We start from the raw sequence: 16,806 nt of genomic DNA, 5'->3' as shown, positions 1-16,806 counted from the left end.
ACTGCTTCCATATACTAGTCTTTACCTTTCGTATACACCTCTTGACTACCGCAGCGCGAGATGAAAGCTTCGGGTAGCCTCATTTTTATATAGCAAAAGCCTCAAACCCAAGGTGAATTGGGCTTGAGGCTTCTTTTGTTTCGCTTAGCGTGAGCTTAGCATTGTTTAGAACACGAAGTCGTCATCGGTCATCGGTTCGACATGGATCGTGCGAACGTAGCCGTTTCCTTTTTTGGAGAAGAAATCGTGCTGTTTGGTCCGGGTGCTAATTCCGTTGAACACGATCGGATTCACTTCTTCCTCGGGGAATACGGGCTCCAAGCCGAGGTTCATGAACGCTTTGTTCGCATTGTAACGAATGAACGTTTTGACTTCTTCGGCAAGGCCGATGTTCGTATACAGTTCATCCGTATACTTTTCTTCGTTCTGATGAAGGAACATCAGCAAGCCATGCAGGATCTCGTTAGCATCCTGTTGTACGTCGGGTTCGAGCTTGGCGAATACCTCTTGCGCCAATACGCCGACATACAAGCCGTGAATACTCTCGTCCCGAAGGATGAGGTCGATGATCTCGCCGCTGCTCGTCATTTTGCCTTGGCCGGCCAAGTAGAGCGGATAGAAGAATCCGCTATAGAACAAGTAGCTTTCGAGCAGAACGGATGCGGCCATCGCCAGATAGAGGTCCTTGTCGTTCTCGATGTTGGAATAGTATCCGGTGATCGTATCGGCTTTAGTCTGCAAGCGCTCGTTGTTCTCTACCCAACGGAATACGTCGTCGATTTCCTCGGTCGTCGCGAGCGTGGTAAAAATGCTGCTGTACGATTTGGCGTGGATTTGCTCCATCATGCCCATGAACGCGAGTACGGCTTTGCGTTGCAAGCCGTCTACGTGCTCCAGAATTTTCGGCATTCCGATGCCGCCCTGTACCGTATCCAGCAGAGTGAGACCGCCTAGTACTTTGATATATAGCGAACGTTCTTCGTCGCTTAACTGCATCCACGACATTTTGTCGTCGGATAACGGGATTTCTTCGTCGGTCCAGAATTGCATAATATTTTGATTCCAGAACGTGATCGTGAAATCATCGTCCGGGCGGTTCCAATTGACTGCTTTCATAACGGCCATTTCCGTGCCTCCTCTTTCCTTAAACCGAGCAAGTGATGCATTCTTCTACGGACAAACGGTTCGTCCGGGTGTAGTAGAGCGATTTCAGCCCTTTTTTGGCGGCGTACACGTAATAACGGGACAACTGTCTCGTCGATACGTCGCTGTTGACGTGAAGGATCGTCGAGATCCCTTGGTCGATATGCGGCTGAATTTCCGCGATCAGATCGATGACCTTCATCTGGTCCATCTGGTAGGCGGACTTGTAGAAGAAGAAGTTTTCCCGGCTCAGGTAAGGCATCGGATAATAAGTCGTCGAATTCGCGTAAGTGCGCGTCTCGATCGGCTCTACGATCGGCATGACACTCGAAGTCGCGTTCTGGATATAGGAGATGCTCTGCGTCGGCGCGATCGCCAGACGGTAGGCATGGTACAAGCCATGTTTCGCGACCTCGGCCTTAAGCAGGCTCCAGTCCTGCGGCGACGGGATATCGATGCCGGCGAATAGCTCGCGAACGCGGGCCGTAGTCGGGCGATAATCTGTCTCCTCGTAACGGTCGAAATACGTGCCCTTCGCGTATTCGGACAATTCGAAACCTTGGAAAGTCGTTCCGGTGTCGCGCGCGATGTGCATGCTTCTCTCCAGGGAGTGGTAATTCATCATCATGAAGAAAGTACGGGCGAAGTCGCGGGCTTCCGCGCTCTCGTAAGCGATCTTGTTCTTGGACAGGTAGCCATGCAGGTTCATTGCGCCCAGTCCGACGGAGTGCAGCTCGGCATTCGCCTTAGCCACGCCGGGAGCGTTCATGATGGTCGTCATATCGCTGACTGCCGTCAGCGCGGTAATGCCTTCGTGAACGGATTCGCGGACTTTGCCGGATTCCATGACGTTCACGATGTTCAGGGATGCCAAGTTACAGCTAATGTCGCGGCGAATCGTGTCTGGCTCGTTGTAATCGCCGATATTGGAAGTCTCCTGTAGCTGGAAAATTTCCGTGCACAGGTTGGACATTTTGATCTGACCGATATCTTTCAAGGCATGCGCTTCGTTGGCATTCGATTTGTTCATGATATAAGGGTAGCCCGATTCGAGCTGGGTCGTAGCGATCTTGCTCAGCATGTCGCGCGCGCTCATGATCACTTTTTTCTGCACGCGGTCGTCGGCAAGCAACGTGTCGTACATCTCGTCCAAGTCCAGGTCGTCCAGATGTTTGCCGTAGGCTTTGAGCACCGTATAAGGCGCGAACACGTGAAGCGGGCGGTTTTCTTCCGCAAGCTTGTAGAACTGATTCGGTACGATCAAGCCGATGGACAACGTTTTGAGCCTTGTTTTCTCGTCGGCGTTGATTTTCTTGCTATCGAGGAATTCCATGACGTCCCAGCCGAAAATATTGTAATAGCCTGCTCCGGAACCTTTGCGCTGCCCCATCTGATCCGCATAGGAGAACGCATCCTCCATCAGCTTCAGAACGGGCATGATGCCTTTGGCCGCGCCTTCTACGCCTTTGATCGGTTCGCCGCGTCCGCGAAGCTTGGACAGGTTGACGGCAACGCCGCCGCCGATCTTGGAAAGCTGCATGCAAGTTCCGATTCCGTAGTTGATCGAGTTCAGGGAATCGTCTACTTCAAGCAAGAAACAGGAAACCATCTCGCCGCGGCGGCTCTTGCCCGCGTTGAGGAACGTCGGCGTAGCCGGTTGAACGCGTTGCTCCATCATGGCGGAAGCAAGGGAGCGGGCCGTGTCGTAATTGCCGCGCGCCAAGTGCAACGCGACGATCGCTACGCGATCCGCGTAATGCTCCAGGTATAGCGTTTTGTCATCGGTTTTGACCGCGTAATCCGTATAGAATTTCGAAGCGGCCATATAGGATTGGAATTGGAAGCCGTAGCCGTGAGTAAGTGCGTAGATGTCTTCGATCTGGGCTTCGGTAAAATTCTCGTAGACGTTCTCGTAGTAGTTCTCGTTCACCATGTAACGTACTTTTTCGGCCGTGCTGCCGAAACGGACCGTCTTGCGCTCGACGTCCGCCATGAACGCTTCGACCGCTTCGCGGTCTTTATCCAGTTGGAAAAATCCTTGAGGATCTCTTTGCATAAGTAAGTTGTTTAATTCAATATGACGCAACTGCGCGCACCTCCTGTGTGAATCTCTCTACATCCCTGTTCGTTCCCGCGAGCTCGAATTTACCGAGAACGGGAACGCCGTATAATTCGGAAATCGTATCGGCGCTGCGGGCAAAGCCTTCTCCCCAGTTGCGGTTGCCGCTGGCGATGACGCCGCGCATCCGTTTGTGGTTTTGTTTAAGGAACGACATGACTTTATCCGGCACCTGCCCGAAGCCGGTCGTATAAGTGACGAGCACGAAGGGCTCGTCGATCGTCATCGTTTCCTCGATCTGAATCGACGGGACTTTTAATTTATCGACAAATCGGCGTACGTTTCCCGTTCTCGAGTCGAAAGCGATAAGCACGGAATTCATTCCTCTCTCGAAGGCATTTCAGGTTAACATCCCGAGCGAACGGAGTCAAAATCTATGTTGAAGATAATTGCTTAAGATCGTCCAAATCGCACTATATGTAGTCTGTAGATCTAAATTTACATCAAGATATTGTGAAAGTCAATCGGTACAGATGCTGTTGCGAGTAGGCATTATGTCCTACTTTTTGCCCGAGGGCAACTTTGAAAACGAATGAAAGCTTATCCCGTCGGGCTTCGTGGCTAAGCCCAAAATGTCAAGCCGATTTGACAAATTTCGCGGCTTTTTCTAGATAGGAAAAAAATAGCGCACACAAGATGTAGTGGGAGGGACGTTAGACTTCGGATAGATAGGGGGAGGGAATAATCCGGCAAGGATCGGGGGAATCTGTGACAGGTATGAAAATGAGAAACACGGGAGGAACGTCAAGTTGAGAAATATCTTTATTAAGCTTTTGCTGTGCTCGCTGCTAGCGCTGTCATTCGCCGCTCCGGATCAAGCAAGCGCCCAGCAATCGAAAAAACGCCAGGCGCAGATTCCGATGTTATCGCAGTTAAGCCAGATTTCGCCTAACCAACTGCAGGTCACTTACGATCAGCCCGTAGATCAGACGAAAGGGACGACTCCGGGCAACTATTGGATCCAAAGCACGACCGAGGTTACGCCTACGGGGATCGCAACGCTGGGGAAGAACGATAGCGTGAACAACGGCAACGCGCTTACCGCGGATAAAGTAATGATCCAACCGGTCGCCAATAACGCGCAAAGCTTCATGCTAACGTTCAAACAAGACATCCCTAAGGGAATGTCCTATAAAATGATTATTTGTTACGTAACTCAACCGGGCGAGCCTCCGTATACGGGCGCCAATGGATCGGCCGTATTCGTCGGTCAGTAGCTTTACAAGCTTCGGTGAAAGTCCCTAATTTGCCCAACCTGCATATACTGCAGGTTTTTTTGCTTCTAGGAGCTAAAAACGGTAGTTCACCTGCATTTCCTACAGGCGAATTGTGCGATAAAGGCCAATTTTCCAGAGTTTGCTCCAAATGCCTGTACTTTCTGCAGGTGCTTCTGCCCGTTCGCGTAATACTAGAAAAAACACCTGCGCAATTTACAGGTTTGCCTGCCGCTTAGTCTTTCTGTCCGGCATCGCACCTTAGCTCTACGCGCCTTTAACATCCGACAACCGCTTGTAGTCCGCCCGGTTTATGACGATTTCTTTAATCACGTTCACGATTTTCTTCATCGCTTGCCCGTCTTCGCCGGTATCGCATTCCGACCAGCGGTATTCGCGGCTCCCGCTATTGATCAGTACCTTTAAGTAATAAGTCGCGTGGGGATCTCGGTTGCAACCAAGCTCCAGCTTCTTCTCGCCAAGATAATTGGACAAAACCATCGACTTATAAATGGTCTGAAGTTCATCGGTCGTAAGCCGATAATCGTCGATAACGGCCGTATCCCCGTTCTGAAGGTCCTTCGCCAGCTTTTCGTCCACGGTATTCACTTCGTTTTTCTCCGCAAGGCCGTATTTTAGAATGAAGCCGAAATAATCCTGCTTCCGAACGTCGAAAGATACGCCTAGCACGTTCAACTCCTTATTCTCGCCGGAGCAACCTTTAACGGTATATAACAGTTGGGTATCCGATGCCGTTCTCTCGATTTTGTCGCATTCGTATTTCATGACGCGGCCGCTTCCGAACGAATCCTCGGTTGTATCGTAGGTCATCACGATCCGCGCACCCTTTACGTTCAAATCGTGATAAACGGGGTCGCCCTCGGTCGTGTAATGAACGATTCGAACGCTTGCCTTCTCGCGATTCTCGGCTTTCCGCACGAACTCGTCCATTTTATCTAGGTGCTCGATATTCCCGTGCATGTCGATAACTTCGCTTTTTTCGTTGCTTGCGGAGTTCGGCTTGCCGATGAGACCCGACAACCGGTTACCGCAGGCGGACAGTAGAACAACGATAATAAAGATGCTTATTCCGGCGACAACGGACTTGATCATGAAACACCTCCGATTAGGAAGACGCGTCGTTCAGTAAAAATGTTCCAGTAAAGCTAAGCGTTCTATCGAGTATAACTTGACATGAAGTGCTTCCTTTTCAGTTTAGTGAGAGAGTAATCTAGTAAAATATGGTATAATCGAATTTATTGTAGAAAAAGAGGAGCGCTAATCGAATGCAACGGTTAAAGTGGAAACAAATCGGAATCGGCCTTTTATCCTTCGTTTTATTATTGGGGAATATGATCGTACTACCACGGGAGAAGGCCTATGCCGATACGGGGACGGTTCAAGCGCAGGTATTGAAAAACTACCTGTTTACTAGCAACGCGGTTTACAGCGGATACGTTACGAGTTACGTGTATAGCGACGGAACGAGCGTGTTGGAAAGCGCGACGGCGCCGACTTCGGCAAAATGGGTAACCGCGAAGGAGATTTTTGACGGAGGATGGTACAATACGAGCTCGGATGCCTATTATCTCTATAGCGACGGGACGCAGATTCAGGAAGTCGCGAATCCGCTTTTGATTCCGGCGAACGCGAGATGGGCGACGATATCGCGATATAAAATCGACACCACGTCGTTTCATCCCGAAATCGGCGGGCAAGTCTATCGATATAGCCTGGATGGAATACATGTTTTAACCGGAGATAGCATACCCGCGTATGCGGTATGGGGAACGTTCGCCGGCTCTACCGACGGCTGGAGCTTCCATAGCCACGACGAAACATTCGCTTCTTACGATACGGGTCTGACATTGCCCAAAATCATTGAAGTAAAGATCGGGTCGAACGACGCGGCGTCGGCTAGTTTGGCCAAACCTTCCGATACGATTACCTTGAATATCGCGTCGGATGAAGATGTTGTCGGCGCCGTGGCAACGATCGCGGGCAAAAGCGCCGTCACGGAGCAAATCGACGGCAAGCATTGGAAAGCGACGCTTCTCTTGGACGGCACGGAAGCCGAAGGAGAAATTCCGATATCGGTTATGCTGATTACGGAAGAAGGGTATCGGCTACCCGCTAACGCGACGACGGACGGATCGAAGGTCGTGTTCGATAAGACGGCACCTTCGATCGGAACGTCCGTTTCCGCTCAAGGGATGACTAAAGAAGACGTTATCGTCACCGCGAACGTAACGGATACGGGAAGCGGAGTCGCCGAAACGAAGTGGGCGGCGGGGGATTTGACGGCTGAGGCTTTCGCCGCCGGCGGTCAAGCGTTGGTAAACGGAAGCTTTACCGTAACCGCGAACGGAATCTACACGGTCTATGCGAAGGACGAGATCGGTAACGAGTCCGTCAAGACGGTTGAAGTGTACCAGATCGACAAGGCAAAGCCGACGATCCGATTGGAAACGTCCCTCCTCGGCGCGCTTCCGGTTAAGGTAACGGTAACGTTGGACGGGACGGGCAGCAGAGTGTGGGGCGCGATGTGGGCGCCGGGGGAGCGGAACGCGGACTATTTTGACGTTCACGGCGAGTGGTTGGAACCCGATTCTCTCTGTGAGAACCCGGACGATTGCTTCGACGAATGGGAGGGGATCGATTGGGAATCCTTTAAGGCCAGTTTCGTTGCGGCCGCTTACGGGGCATACACCTTATACGTACGCGATGAGGCGGGAAACGAACAAATCCAAACGATTAACGTATCTCCGCCCATCCGGACGGGAAGCGGAAGCAGCGGTCCGACGACGGTTAAATCGACGAACGGCCGTTTGACGTTGCCTTCGGGCCAGATCGGCGAGGCGAGCCTGGGAGACGACATTATGCTTACGATTCCGGCGAACTCAACGGTCAAGGATCTCCAGCTGTCGATCGATAAAATAGCCGATACGACCGGACTGCTGCCTCGCGGGGAGTTGCTGGCAAGCCCGATCTTCGAAATCTTGAAGAACTTCCCGGAAAACTTCCAGAAACCGATCACGCTGAATTTCCGGTTCGATACGTCGGTATTAAGCGGCAATCGGACGGTAGGGATATTCTATTTCGACGAAAGTAAGAAGGAATGGGTAAGAGTATCCGGTGGCAAAATCGAAGGGAATCGCATCGTAGCGGAAGCCGATCACTTGACGAAGTACGCGGTGCTTGTCGTCGATTCGGCCACGAACTTGCCCGTAGCGAACGGACAACCCGACACCTCGACGCCCGATGGGATCGTCTTCAGCGATATTACCGGCCATTGGGCGGAAGCTAGCATCCGCAAAGCAGTCCTGATCGGCGTGGTCAAAGGATATCAGGACGGAACCTTTAAGCCGGGGAAAACGGTGACGAGGGCCGAGTTCGCGGTCATGCTGACGAATGCGCTCAAACCGCAGGCCACGAGCGGAAAACCGACGTTCGCCGATGCGGACAAGATCGCGGCATGGGCGCAGGCGGGGGTAGCGCAGGCGGTAGAAGCGGGCATCGTCAAAGGTTATAAGGACGGCACGTTCCGTCCGAATGCTCCGATTACGCGCGCGGAGATGGCGGCCATGATCGCGAATTCCCTGCATCTAGAGGCGGCATCCTCAAGCGAAACGGGATTTGCGGACGACAAAGAAATTCCGGCATGGGCGAGAAGCTCGGTCACGGCGGTTAAGGACGGGGGCCTTATGCAAGGAAACGGCAAGGGTAAATTCGCGCCCGGCGGAATGACGACGAGAGCGGAAGCCGTTACGGTTATTCTGAATCTGCTGGGCAAGCTCAAATAGAACGCAGAAACAAAGTAGGAGCATGGCGCATCGGGCCATGCTCCTACTTTGCGATTATTTTGCCTATAAAAGCATTTCTCCGCGTTCGCTGGACTTTATTCGAAGAATAACCGATGATAAAATCGAAGGCTTATCGGAATGAATGGGCCGCGGTAGCGAAGCGGAGAAAGTTGGAAGGACTACGCGGCTTACTCTTCGGGCCCGATTAGTCTGTTATATTTCTCGTGTAATATTCAATGATATCCCTGCGACGGATCAGGCCGAGGAAGACGCGATCGTCGTCGACGACCGGAACGAAATTCTGATCGGCGGCCAGCGCCAACATGTCCTCCATATGCGCGGTTATCGCTACGCATTCGTTATAAATCCGTTTCTTGATATCGGTCACGGGAACCTCGTGCAAGTTATCGAAATGGAGACCGGGAGTGCATTTCAGCTTCCATAGCAGATCTCCTTCGGATAAGGTGCCGACGTATTTCCCTTCGTCGTCGATGACCGGGATAGCCGTGTATTTCCACGCCTCGAGCCGATCCATCGCTTCTTTCATGGACGCGGAAGTCTTGAGATAGGATACTTCGCTTTTCGGTAACAAGAATGATCTGATTTCCACTGTAATCTCTCCTTTTCGAGCCAATTTCGATCCTTATATCTATATTAAAACATAAATGACACCGTTGCCGCATTGGAAATGACTAGTTAAAATGGCTTTCCGATGTTGCCGTTGGAAATGCCGGACGTTGGGCATCCTGAAAGTCGAAGGTTTTGACCGAGTCCCGAACAAGAAGACTAAACGTTGGAGTGAACGTCATGGAATTATTTTTAGCCGTATTGGTCTTATTATTATTGCTCGCTTTCTCGCAGGTCGTTCAACGGATCTTTCCTTACGTTCCGCTCCCGATCATTCAGATCGCTCTGGGAGCCGCGGTCGTATTGTTCCCCTGGCATTTCCATGTCGAGTTGGAACCCGAGTTGTTTTTCTTGCTCTTCATCGCCCCTCTATTGTTTAACGACGGCAGGCGCACGCCGCGGGATGAATTATGGAAGCTAAGGACGCCGATTCTATTGCTTGCCGTCGGTCTTGTGTTCGTGACCGTCCTCGTGGGCGGATATTTCATTCATGCTCTTATTCCATCGATCCCGTTGGCCGCCTCCTTCGGTTTGGCCGCCATTCTGTCTCCGACGGATGCGGTCGCCGTATCCGCCATCGCCTCTAAAGTCCATCTTCCGAAAAAGATTCACCGCTTGTTGGAAGGCGAGTCGCTCATGAACGATGCTTCCGGACTGGTAGCATTCAAGTTCGCGATCGCGGCGGCCGTAACCGGCGCCTTCTCCTTGTGGAACGCGACGTGGAGCTTCTTCTTGATCGCGATCGGAGGTCTGATCGCGGGAGGCGTGCTGGCGATTCTCATCATCTGGGCGAGAGCGGCGTTGCGCAGATTCGGCATCGAAGACGCTTCGGTACACGTGCTCATTCAAATCCTTACCCCGTTTATCCTGTTTTACGTTGCGGAGCATTTGGGTTTGTCGGGAATTTTGGCCGCCGTTGCCGGCGGCGTCATGATGGCGATCGAGCAGGATCACTCCAGGTTCACTTCGATCGAGCAGAAGTTCGTATCCGAAATCACGTGGTCGGTCATCTTGTTCAGCTTGAACGGTCTTGTGTTCGTGCTCTTGGGCGTGCAAATTCCCGCCATCGCGAAGACGATTTTCCACGACGTGGCCCACGACAATCTGATCGTTATCGGCTATGTGTTCCTTTTGTACCTGCTCTTGATCGCGCTACGATTCGGCTGGCTGACCTTGTATAGCCGATTGGCCGGATCGCTCTTCCGTTTGAAGGACGACAAGGAAAACGTAAGCTGGAAATCGATATGGCTGACTTCATTATCCGGAGTACGGGGCGCGGTGACGCTTGCCGGCGCTTTCACGATCCCGCTGGTCGTAGGGGGCGGAGGGCCGTTTCCGGAACGTGATTTGATCATTTTCCTGTGCGCGGGCGTTATTCTCGTTTCCTTGATTCTGGCCAGCATCGCGTTGCCGTTGCTCGCCGACCGGGGCACGGGAGCGAGCGAGGAATCGTTGGCGCGCGAAGCGGAGTTCAAAGCCCAGATCGAGTCGATCAAAGCGGCTAATCTGGCGATAAGGCAAGCGATCGACGGAACGAATAACCGAGCCGCGGCCGCGGTTATCGCCAATAACGATCAGCGTCTCACGGATATCAAGAGGAGCAAATACGAAAGTCTATCCAAGAAAGCTCGCGAAGAAGAATTGCGTTTGCGCCAGCTTGGTATCGCCGAAGAGAGAAAGTGCGTCCAACTGTTGCGGGAAAATGGGGAGATCAAGCCGGAGGAAGCCACCGTGCTGCAAAATATTTACAACCGGATCGAGATGGTGTACTCGAATCGACTCCATATTTTCTACTTGTTACTCTATTCGGTCGTGAACAAAGTGGTCGCCACGTTCTTGCCGAAGCGCCGCGGTCCTTACTCCGACCTGAAACCGGAAGACCGAAGAAAGTTTATCGCGTTAAGGATGACAACCGCCAAGTATGCGATCAACGCGATTCAGACGAATCAGACTTGTTCCGGAACGACCGTCTCCCGCGTCTGCGCGCATTATCAACAAATGATTAACATGCTGAACAATCAACTGAGCGACCCGAACGCGGACGAGATGACGGAGGAGCAAGTCCATGCGTTGGAGATGCTTTCCATTCAAGCCGAGCGGGATGCGCTGCAGGAGCAATACCAGCAAGGGAGCATCGGCAAGCAGCAATTAAGCAAGCTGCAATTCCAGATCAGCATGCACGAGGCGGAGGTGATGGATAGCAGTTGGACGGGACTTCTTGAAGGATAAAAGGGTTTTCGTGTTTAACGAGGTTAACGAAGGGGTAATAGGAAGTATTCCAAGACGGAAGGGGATAGTCCATTGGAGCATAGTAGCGAAGCATGCTAGAACCGGGACGATATCGGGATAGCGAGTGACGGCTTATCCCGGGAACCGCGGGCATGCGGGAACTCGCCTGAATGATGCAAGAAAGCAAAAGCAATAATAAACATGAACCGGAACGAATTCAAACCGAACGTGGCAAGAAAGGGTTGGAAGTTCATAAATGAATAGTCGTCGTCCAGAATAGCCTCCGTTTATCAGGGACATAAACGGGGGCTATTCACTATGCTCGGCTTCGGCTACCACGTCGCGAAATCATAGTCGATCCGCAAACGAATGTCGCGTATTTGGATATTCGTAGCGAGTTCCTTTTGTTAACCTGATCTTGTCTGAATCTCATCTCAATCTAGGGGAGGCAAGGCCTGAATGAGCACGATTCGTATGGGTATGATCGGAACGGGCGGTATCGCCGCATGGCATGGAAGTCAATTGTCGGAGCTTTCGGAAGTCGAGATTGTCGCGATTGCGGATACGAGCGAGAAGAGCAGGGTAACGTTTCTCGACAAGTTCGGCTTAACGGACGTTCGTGAATTCGAGGATTACGAAACCATGTTGGAGCAGGTCGATCTGGACGCCGTCGTTATCTGCTCGCCGCATACGCTGCATTTCAGGCAAGCGACGGATGCGCTGAACAAGGGGCTGCACGTCCTGATCGAGAAACCGATGACGTGCTCTTCCGAGGAAGCCGAAAGCTTGATCGCGACGGCAAGATCGGTCGGGAAAATTTTGCAGGTATCCTATCAGCGTCATTTTCAACCGGAATTTCTATATATCAAGGAAGCGATCGCCAGAGGGGAGATCGGCAAGCTGACTTCGATTACGGCTTCGTTATACCAAGAGTGGAGGCAGGGGACGCCGGGAACCTGGCGCCAGAACCCGGCGTTGTCGGGAGGAGGGTTCCTCATGGACTCCGGCAGTCACATCATCGACGTTCTGCTGTGGACGACGGGGCTCACCCCGATCGAAGTGAAGCCGCAACTGCATCAGCACGGATCTCCGGTCGAGATCGATACCTTTACTTCGATTCGTTTCGCGGAAGGTGCGGTCGCGGGATTGAATCTCGTCGGCTACGCGCCATGCTGGCACGAGACGTACGTATTCTGCGGGGAGGACGGGGGGATCTTCTACGATAACGGCAAGATCACGATCCGGCGCTTCCGGGAGGAAGAGGTTATCGTACCGGAGCTTCCGGAGAGAACGACCAACCAGGATAAGAGCTTCGTAGATGCGATTCTAGGGCGGCAAGAAGTGGCCGTCAGCGGGGAGTTCGCTTATAAAGTCGTGAAGTTCTCGGAGATGGTCTATCAAGCCGCGGGGTACTCCCCGCTCATGCAAGGGGATCAAGAAGGGGGAGTCGGCGCATGAACTTGAACTTGGGAATGAGGATTCCTCCGAAGATCGGAGCGGAAGGCATGCAAGCGACGGCGAACTGGGCCGCGCAAGCCGGGCTGGACGTCCTCGACGTTCCGGCGCTGACTCCGGACATCAAATCGGCTTGCGATCGTGCGGGCATCGGCATCGGATCGGTGGACGCTCAAGGCGTCGGTCAATTATTAAGCCGGAAAGACGAAGTGCGCGAGGCGGCTTCGGAATCCGTTAAACGGCAGATGGACGGGATGGCGGAGCTTGGCGGCAAGATCATGTTCATGTGTCTAGTTCCGGAAGATCATACGTTACCTCGGGCAGAAGGCTTCGCGATCTGGAAAAATACTTTTCCGGAACTGGTTAAGCATGCCGAGGCAAGAGGAATCTATATCGCGATCGAGGGATGGCCGGGTCCCGCGCCGCATTATTCCACGCTCGGGTGCACGCCCGAGATGTGGAGGGCGATGTTCGAGGCGATCCCGTCTCCCCATTTCGGACTGAATTACGATCCGTCCCATTTGGTGCGGATAGGCATCGATTACCTTCGGGCGCTGTCCGAATTCGGCGAGCGCGTGAATCACTGCCATGGCAAAGATACGGAAATGTTATCGGACGAACTGTACGAATGCGGCATTCTTCCGGCGACCTTCGGGGCGAAGTACGGGTTCTCCGAAGGCTCCTGGCGGTATACGATTCCCGGGCACGGGGACGTGAACTGGGCGAGCGTCGCCGCGCGTCTCGAGAGGATCGGGTACGAAGGCGCGGTCAGCATCGAATTGGAAGACCATCGTTATTGGGGATCGCTCGAGGCGGAGCGGCAAGGAATTACGAAGGCGGCGGCCCATTTGGCGCAATACTTTCGCTAAAGAATTATGGTAGGATGAGATTATTCGTTTACATACTATCGTTGAAAGGGATGTTCGTTCATGCCGTTAGTCGATATGCCTCTTGAGCAACTCAAAGAATACCAAGGGATTAATCCCCGCCCCGCCGATTTCGATGCTTATTGGGATCGGGCGATCGCGGAGATGCGCGCCGTGGACCCGCAAGTGGAAATGGTGCCAAGCGCGTTCCAGACGCCGCAAGCGGAGTGCTTCGACCTGTATTTCACGGGTGTGCGCGGAGCCAGAATCCATGCGAAGTACGTTCGACCAAGGAACGTATCCGAGCCACACCCAGCCGTCGTTTTATTCCATGGTTATACGGGCAATGCCGGCGATTGGAACGATAAGCTGGCCTTCGCTTCGCTGGGCTTCTCGGTATTGGCCATGGATTGCCGCGGCCAAGGTGGTTCCTCCGAGGATACAGGCGGCGTTAAAGGAAACACGCATCAAGGTCACATTATCCGCGGTTTGGACGATCATCCGGACAATCTGCTATTTCGGCATATTTACTTAGATACGGCGCAATTGGCAGGCATCGCGATCGGGTTGCCGGAAGTGGATCCGGAGCGGGTATACGCCCACGGCGGCTCGCAAGGCGGAGCTCTCACGATCGCTTGCGCCGCGCTGGAGCCCCGGATTAAGAAACTAGCTCCCGTTTTCCCGTTCCTGTGCGACTACAAACGGACTTGGTTGATGGATTTGGCGAAGGATGCGTACCAAGAATTGCGTACGTTTTTCCGCCATTTCGATCCGTTGCACGAGCGCGAGGACGAGATATTCGAGAAGCTCGGCTATATCGATCTTCAATTCCTGGCCAACCGGATTCGCGGAGAAGTACTGTTCTTCGTCGGCCTAATGGATCCGATTTGCCCGCCATCCACGCAATTCGCGGCGTACAATAAAATGACCGCTCCGAAGCAGTTGGTCATCTATCCGGACTTCGGGCACGAGCACCTGCCCGGATCGACGGACAAAACGATTCAGTTTTTCTTGAAGTCCTAAGCGATATTGTTAGCTTCAATACGAAAAGCCTACAAACCTGCCGGCGTTGGTTGCCGATCGATTTGTAGGCTTTTTTGTTGCGTGCAAGGCCAGCAACAACCGTCGTTAATGGCGTTAACCGACGCTGACGTCAGCCGGTCCTTCGACGGAGAAGCGAACCGATTCGCCTTCGGAGGAGTTGGGTCCGACCCATAACGTGAACGTTCCGGGCTCGACCGTTACTTTCATCTCCGCATCGATAATCGCCAGCGAAGAGGATGGAATGCGGAAGAATACGGTTTGGGTTTCTCCCGCGTTAAGCCGGATCTTCCGGAAGGCGACGAGCTTCTTGAGCGGCTGCGTGACGCTCGCGGCTTCGTCCCGGATATACACTTGGACGACTTCTTCGCCCGAACGGTTTCCGACGTTGGAGACTTCGACGGAGACGTCGAGATCTTCTTGCCGGCCGATCGTCGCGCCCGCGAGACGGATTGTGCCGTATTGCATTGTCGTATAGCTTAAGCCATAACCGAATGGATATAAGGGCTCCGTCGTCGAATCGATATAGTAGGAAGTGTACACGCCGCCCGGAGGCCGTCCGGTCTTCTTGCGATAGTAATAGATCGGAACTTGTCCAACGTTGCGCGGGAACGTGGCCGTAAGCCGTCCGCTCGGATTGTAGTCCCCGAACAAAACGTCCGCGATCGCATGGCCGCTTTGAACGCCGAGATGCCAAGCTTGGATGATGGCGTCGGCATAATCCGCAAGCCAAGGAATGGCTAGTGGTCGACCGGATAATAACAAAGCCACGACAGGCTTGCCGAGCTTGGCGGCGGCTTCCGCTAGCTTCCGCTGGTTTCCGGGCAAGTCGAGATCCGTTCTGCAACGGGCTTCCCCGCTCATATCGAACGCTTCGCCAAGGGCAAGAACGACAACGTCCGCTTTTGCGATCGCCGCTACCGCTTCCGCGATGCCCTCTTCCGAGTCGGCATCGGAGTTGACTTCGCAGCCTTGCGCAATGTGCAGCGTCGTCGAGGACGCTACGGCATGGCGAACGCCTTCCAGCACGGAGACGACATCGTCAGGCCGCCCGTCGAAAGACCAGCATCCGAGCGGATCCTTCGTGCTACCGGCGAGGGGGCCGACGACCGCGATCGAGGCAACGTCCTTGCGAAGCGGCAGCGTTTGACGTTCGTTGCGAAGCAACACGATCGACTCGCGTCCCGATTGGCGGGCAAGCGCGACATGGGCTTCCGGCAAGGCGACGTCCGTAGCGTATTCTCTCGATTTCACGAAAGGACGCTCGAATAGGCCAAGCTTGATTTTCAAGGCGAGAATGCGTAGAACCGATTCGTCCACCAGGCTTTCCGGCACTTTGCCTTCGCGAACAAGCTTCGGAAGGTAACGAACGTAAATGCCGGAGGACATATCCATGTCGGTGCCTGCCAGAATGCTTAACAAACACGCTTCTTCCTCGTTCGCGGCGATACCGTGGACGATTAGCTCCTGAAGCGCGCCGTAGTCGCTGACCACGACACCTTCGAAGCCCCATTCCTCCCGCAATATAGTCGTTAGCAAGTAACGGTTGGCGCAAGCCGGAATCCCGTTAATCTCGTTAAACGAAGCCATGATGCTTAGCGCGCCCGACTCGACGGCTTTGCGGAAAGGAGGAAGGATGACCTCGCGCAGCATGCGGTCGGAGAGATCGACCGTATTGTAATCGCGACCGGCTTCAGCAAGACCGTAAGCGGCGAAATGCTTCGGACAACTGGCCGCTGCGGAACCCGGCCCGTCGTCCGTCTGCGCGCCTTCGACCCACGCCTCGGCGTAGGCGGATGCGAGATAAGGATCTTCGCCGATGCTCTCGGCGATTCTTCCCCAACGGGGATCGCGGGTCACGTCGATCATCGGCGCGAATACCCATGCGACTCCGTCCGCAAGCCCTTCACGGGAAGAGGCGGCGGCCGTCTTGCCCGCCAGTTCGGGATTCCATGCGGAAGCCTGAGCGAGCGGAATCGGGAATACGGTCCGGTATCCGTGAATGATGTCCCGTCCGATCAGGAGCGGAATTCCGTTCGCGGTCTTATCGAGAACGAGGCGCTGAAGCTCGTCGGATTCCTTCGCTCCGGATAAGTTAAATACGGAACCGACGAGACCTTGCTCGATCTGATCGGCGATAACCTCCCGTTGGGAGAGTCCGGTATCCGGGTTGATCGGATTAAATCCCCAATCGTATTGGGTCATCTGGCCGGCCTTCTCTTCGAGGGTCATTCGGCCGAGAATCGCTTCCGCTTGCTTGCGTATTTCGGGGGTCGTCCATCGATGCTTCGTCATCTATGCGGCTCCTC

Annotated in this window: 12 protein-coding genes; 6 read left to right on the top strand and 6 right to left on the bottom strand. The window is 53.6% G+C overall.

What is annotated here, in order from left to right; translation table 11 throughout:
• Nucleotides 1-165: 165 nt before the first annotated feature.
• Genes nrdF through nrdI form a run of 3 tightly spaced genes read right to left on the bottom strand, consistent with a single transcriptional unit; the run spans nucleotide 166 to nucleotide 3,575 of the window.
• Complete coding sequence (nrdF, locus tag D7Z26_RS21270) at nucleotides 166-1,125, bottom strand: class 1b ribonucleoside-diphosphate reductase subunit beta (RefSeq protein ID WP_120979032.1); 960 nt, start codon at nucleotides 1,123-1,125, stop codon at nucleotides 166-168.
• Nucleotides 1,126-1,144: 19 nt separating this feature from the next.
• Nucleotides 1,145-3,229, bottom strand: coding sequence for a class 1b ribonucleoside-diphosphate reductase subunit alpha (gene nrdE / locus D7Z26_RS21265; protein WP_120979031.1), 2,085 nt, complete (start codon nucleotides 3,227-3,229; stop codon nucleotides 1,145-1,147).
• Nucleotides 3,216-3,575, bottom strand: a complete 360-nt coding sequence (gene nrdI, locus D7Z26_RS21260) for a class Ib ribonucleoside-diphosphate reductase assembly flavoprotein NrdI (protein ID WP_120979129.1) — start codon at nucleotides 3,573-3,575, stop codon at nucleotides 3,216-3,218. The genes nrdE and nrdI overlap by 14 nt, the downstream gene beginning before the upstream one ends.
• Nucleotides 3,576-4,011: 436 nt before the next feature.
• Between nrdI and D7Z26_RS21255 the strand changes: the two genes are divergently transcribed.
• A complete protein-coding gene (locus D7Z26_RS21255; protein ID WP_120979030.1) occupies nucleotides 4,012-4,479 on the top strand; it encodes a hypothetical protein in 468 nt (155 codons plus the stop codon).
• A gap of 264 nt (nucleotides 4,480-4,743) precedes the next feature.
• On the opposite strand, the gene D7Z26_RS21250 is transcribed toward D7Z26_RS21255, so the two are convergent.
• The gene (locus D7Z26_RS21250) at nucleotides 4,744-5,589 is read right to left on the bottom strand and encodes a DUF4362 domain-containing protein (RefSeq protein WP_120979029.1); all 846 of its coding nucleotides are present in this window, start codon (nucleotides 5,587-5,589) and stop codon (nucleotides 4,744-4,746) included.
• A gap of 173 nt (nucleotides 5,590-5,762) precedes the next feature.
• Here D7Z26_RS21250 and D7Z26_RS21245 point away from each other — a divergent pair, with 173 nt between their 5' ends.
• Entirely contained in the window at nucleotides 5,763-8,279 is a 2,517-nt protein-coding gene (locus D7Z26_RS21245; protein WP_120979028.1) for an S-layer homology domain-containing protein, read from the top strand.
• 205 nt (nucleotides 8,280-8,484) lie between these two features.
• Here D7Z26_RS21245 and D7Z26_RS21240 read toward each other — a convergent pair whose 3' ends face one another.
• The gene (locus D7Z26_RS21240) at nucleotides 8,485-8,889 is read right to left on the bottom strand and encodes a CBS domain-containing protein (RefSeq protein ID WP_120979027.1); all 405 of its coding nucleotides are present in this window, start codon (nucleotides 8,887-8,889) and stop codon (nucleotides 8,485-8,487) included.
• Nucleotides 8,890-9,086: 197 nt separating this feature from the next.
• Here D7Z26_RS21240 and D7Z26_RS21235 point away from each other — a divergent pair, with 197 nt between their 5' ends.
• The 4 genes from D7Z26_RS21235 (at nucleotide 9,087) to D7Z26_RS21220 (ending at nucleotide 14,479) form a co-directional block, all read left to right on the top strand.
• Nucleotides 9,087-11,135, top strand: coding sequence for a Na+/H+ antiporter (locus D7Z26_RS21235; protein WP_120979026.1), 2,049 nt, complete (start codon nucleotides 9,087-9,089; stop codon nucleotides 11,133-11,135).
• Between the two features lie 459 nt (nucleotides 11,136-11,594).
• The gene (locus D7Z26_RS21230; RefSeq protein ID WP_120979025.1) at nucleotides 11,595-12,593 is read left to right on the top strand and encodes a Gfo/Idh/MocA family protein; all 999 of its coding nucleotides are present in this window, start codon (nucleotides 11,595-11,597) and stop codon (nucleotides 12,591-12,593) included.
• Nucleotides 12,590-13,459, top strand: a complete 870-nt coding sequence (locus D7Z26_RS21225; RefSeq protein ID WP_120979024.1) for a sugar phosphate isomerase/epimerase family protein — start codon at nucleotides 12,590-12,592, stop codon at nucleotides 13,457-13,459. Before D7Z26_RS21230 ends, D7Z26_RS21225 begins: the two co-directional genes overlap by 4 nt.
• Before the next feature lie 60 nt (nucleotides 13,460-13,519).
• On the top strand, nucleotides 13,520-14,479 hold the full coding sequence (locus tag D7Z26_RS21220) for an alpha/beta fold hydrolase (RefSeq protein WP_120979023.1): 960 nt from the start codon (nucleotides 13,520-13,522) through the stop codon (nucleotides 14,477-14,479).
• 114 nt (nucleotides 14,480-14,593) lie between these two features.
• Here the strand turns inward: D7Z26_RS21220 and bglX are convergent, their stop codons facing one another.
• A complete protein-coding gene (bglX, locus tag D7Z26_RS21215; protein ID WP_120979022.1) occupies nucleotides 14,594-16,792 on the bottom strand; it encodes a beta-glucosidase BglX in 2,199 nt (732 codons plus the stop codon).
• Nucleotides 16,793-16,806 lie beyond the last annotated feature (14 nt).

The organism is Cohnella endophytica, assembly GCF_003628305.1.
GTDB lineage: Bacteria > Bacillota > Bacilli > Paenibacillales > Paenibacillaceae > Cohnella > Cohnella endophytica.
The sequence above is the reverse complement of the archived record's forward strand: the minus strand, read 5'-3'. Positions and strand labels throughout refer to the sequence as shown.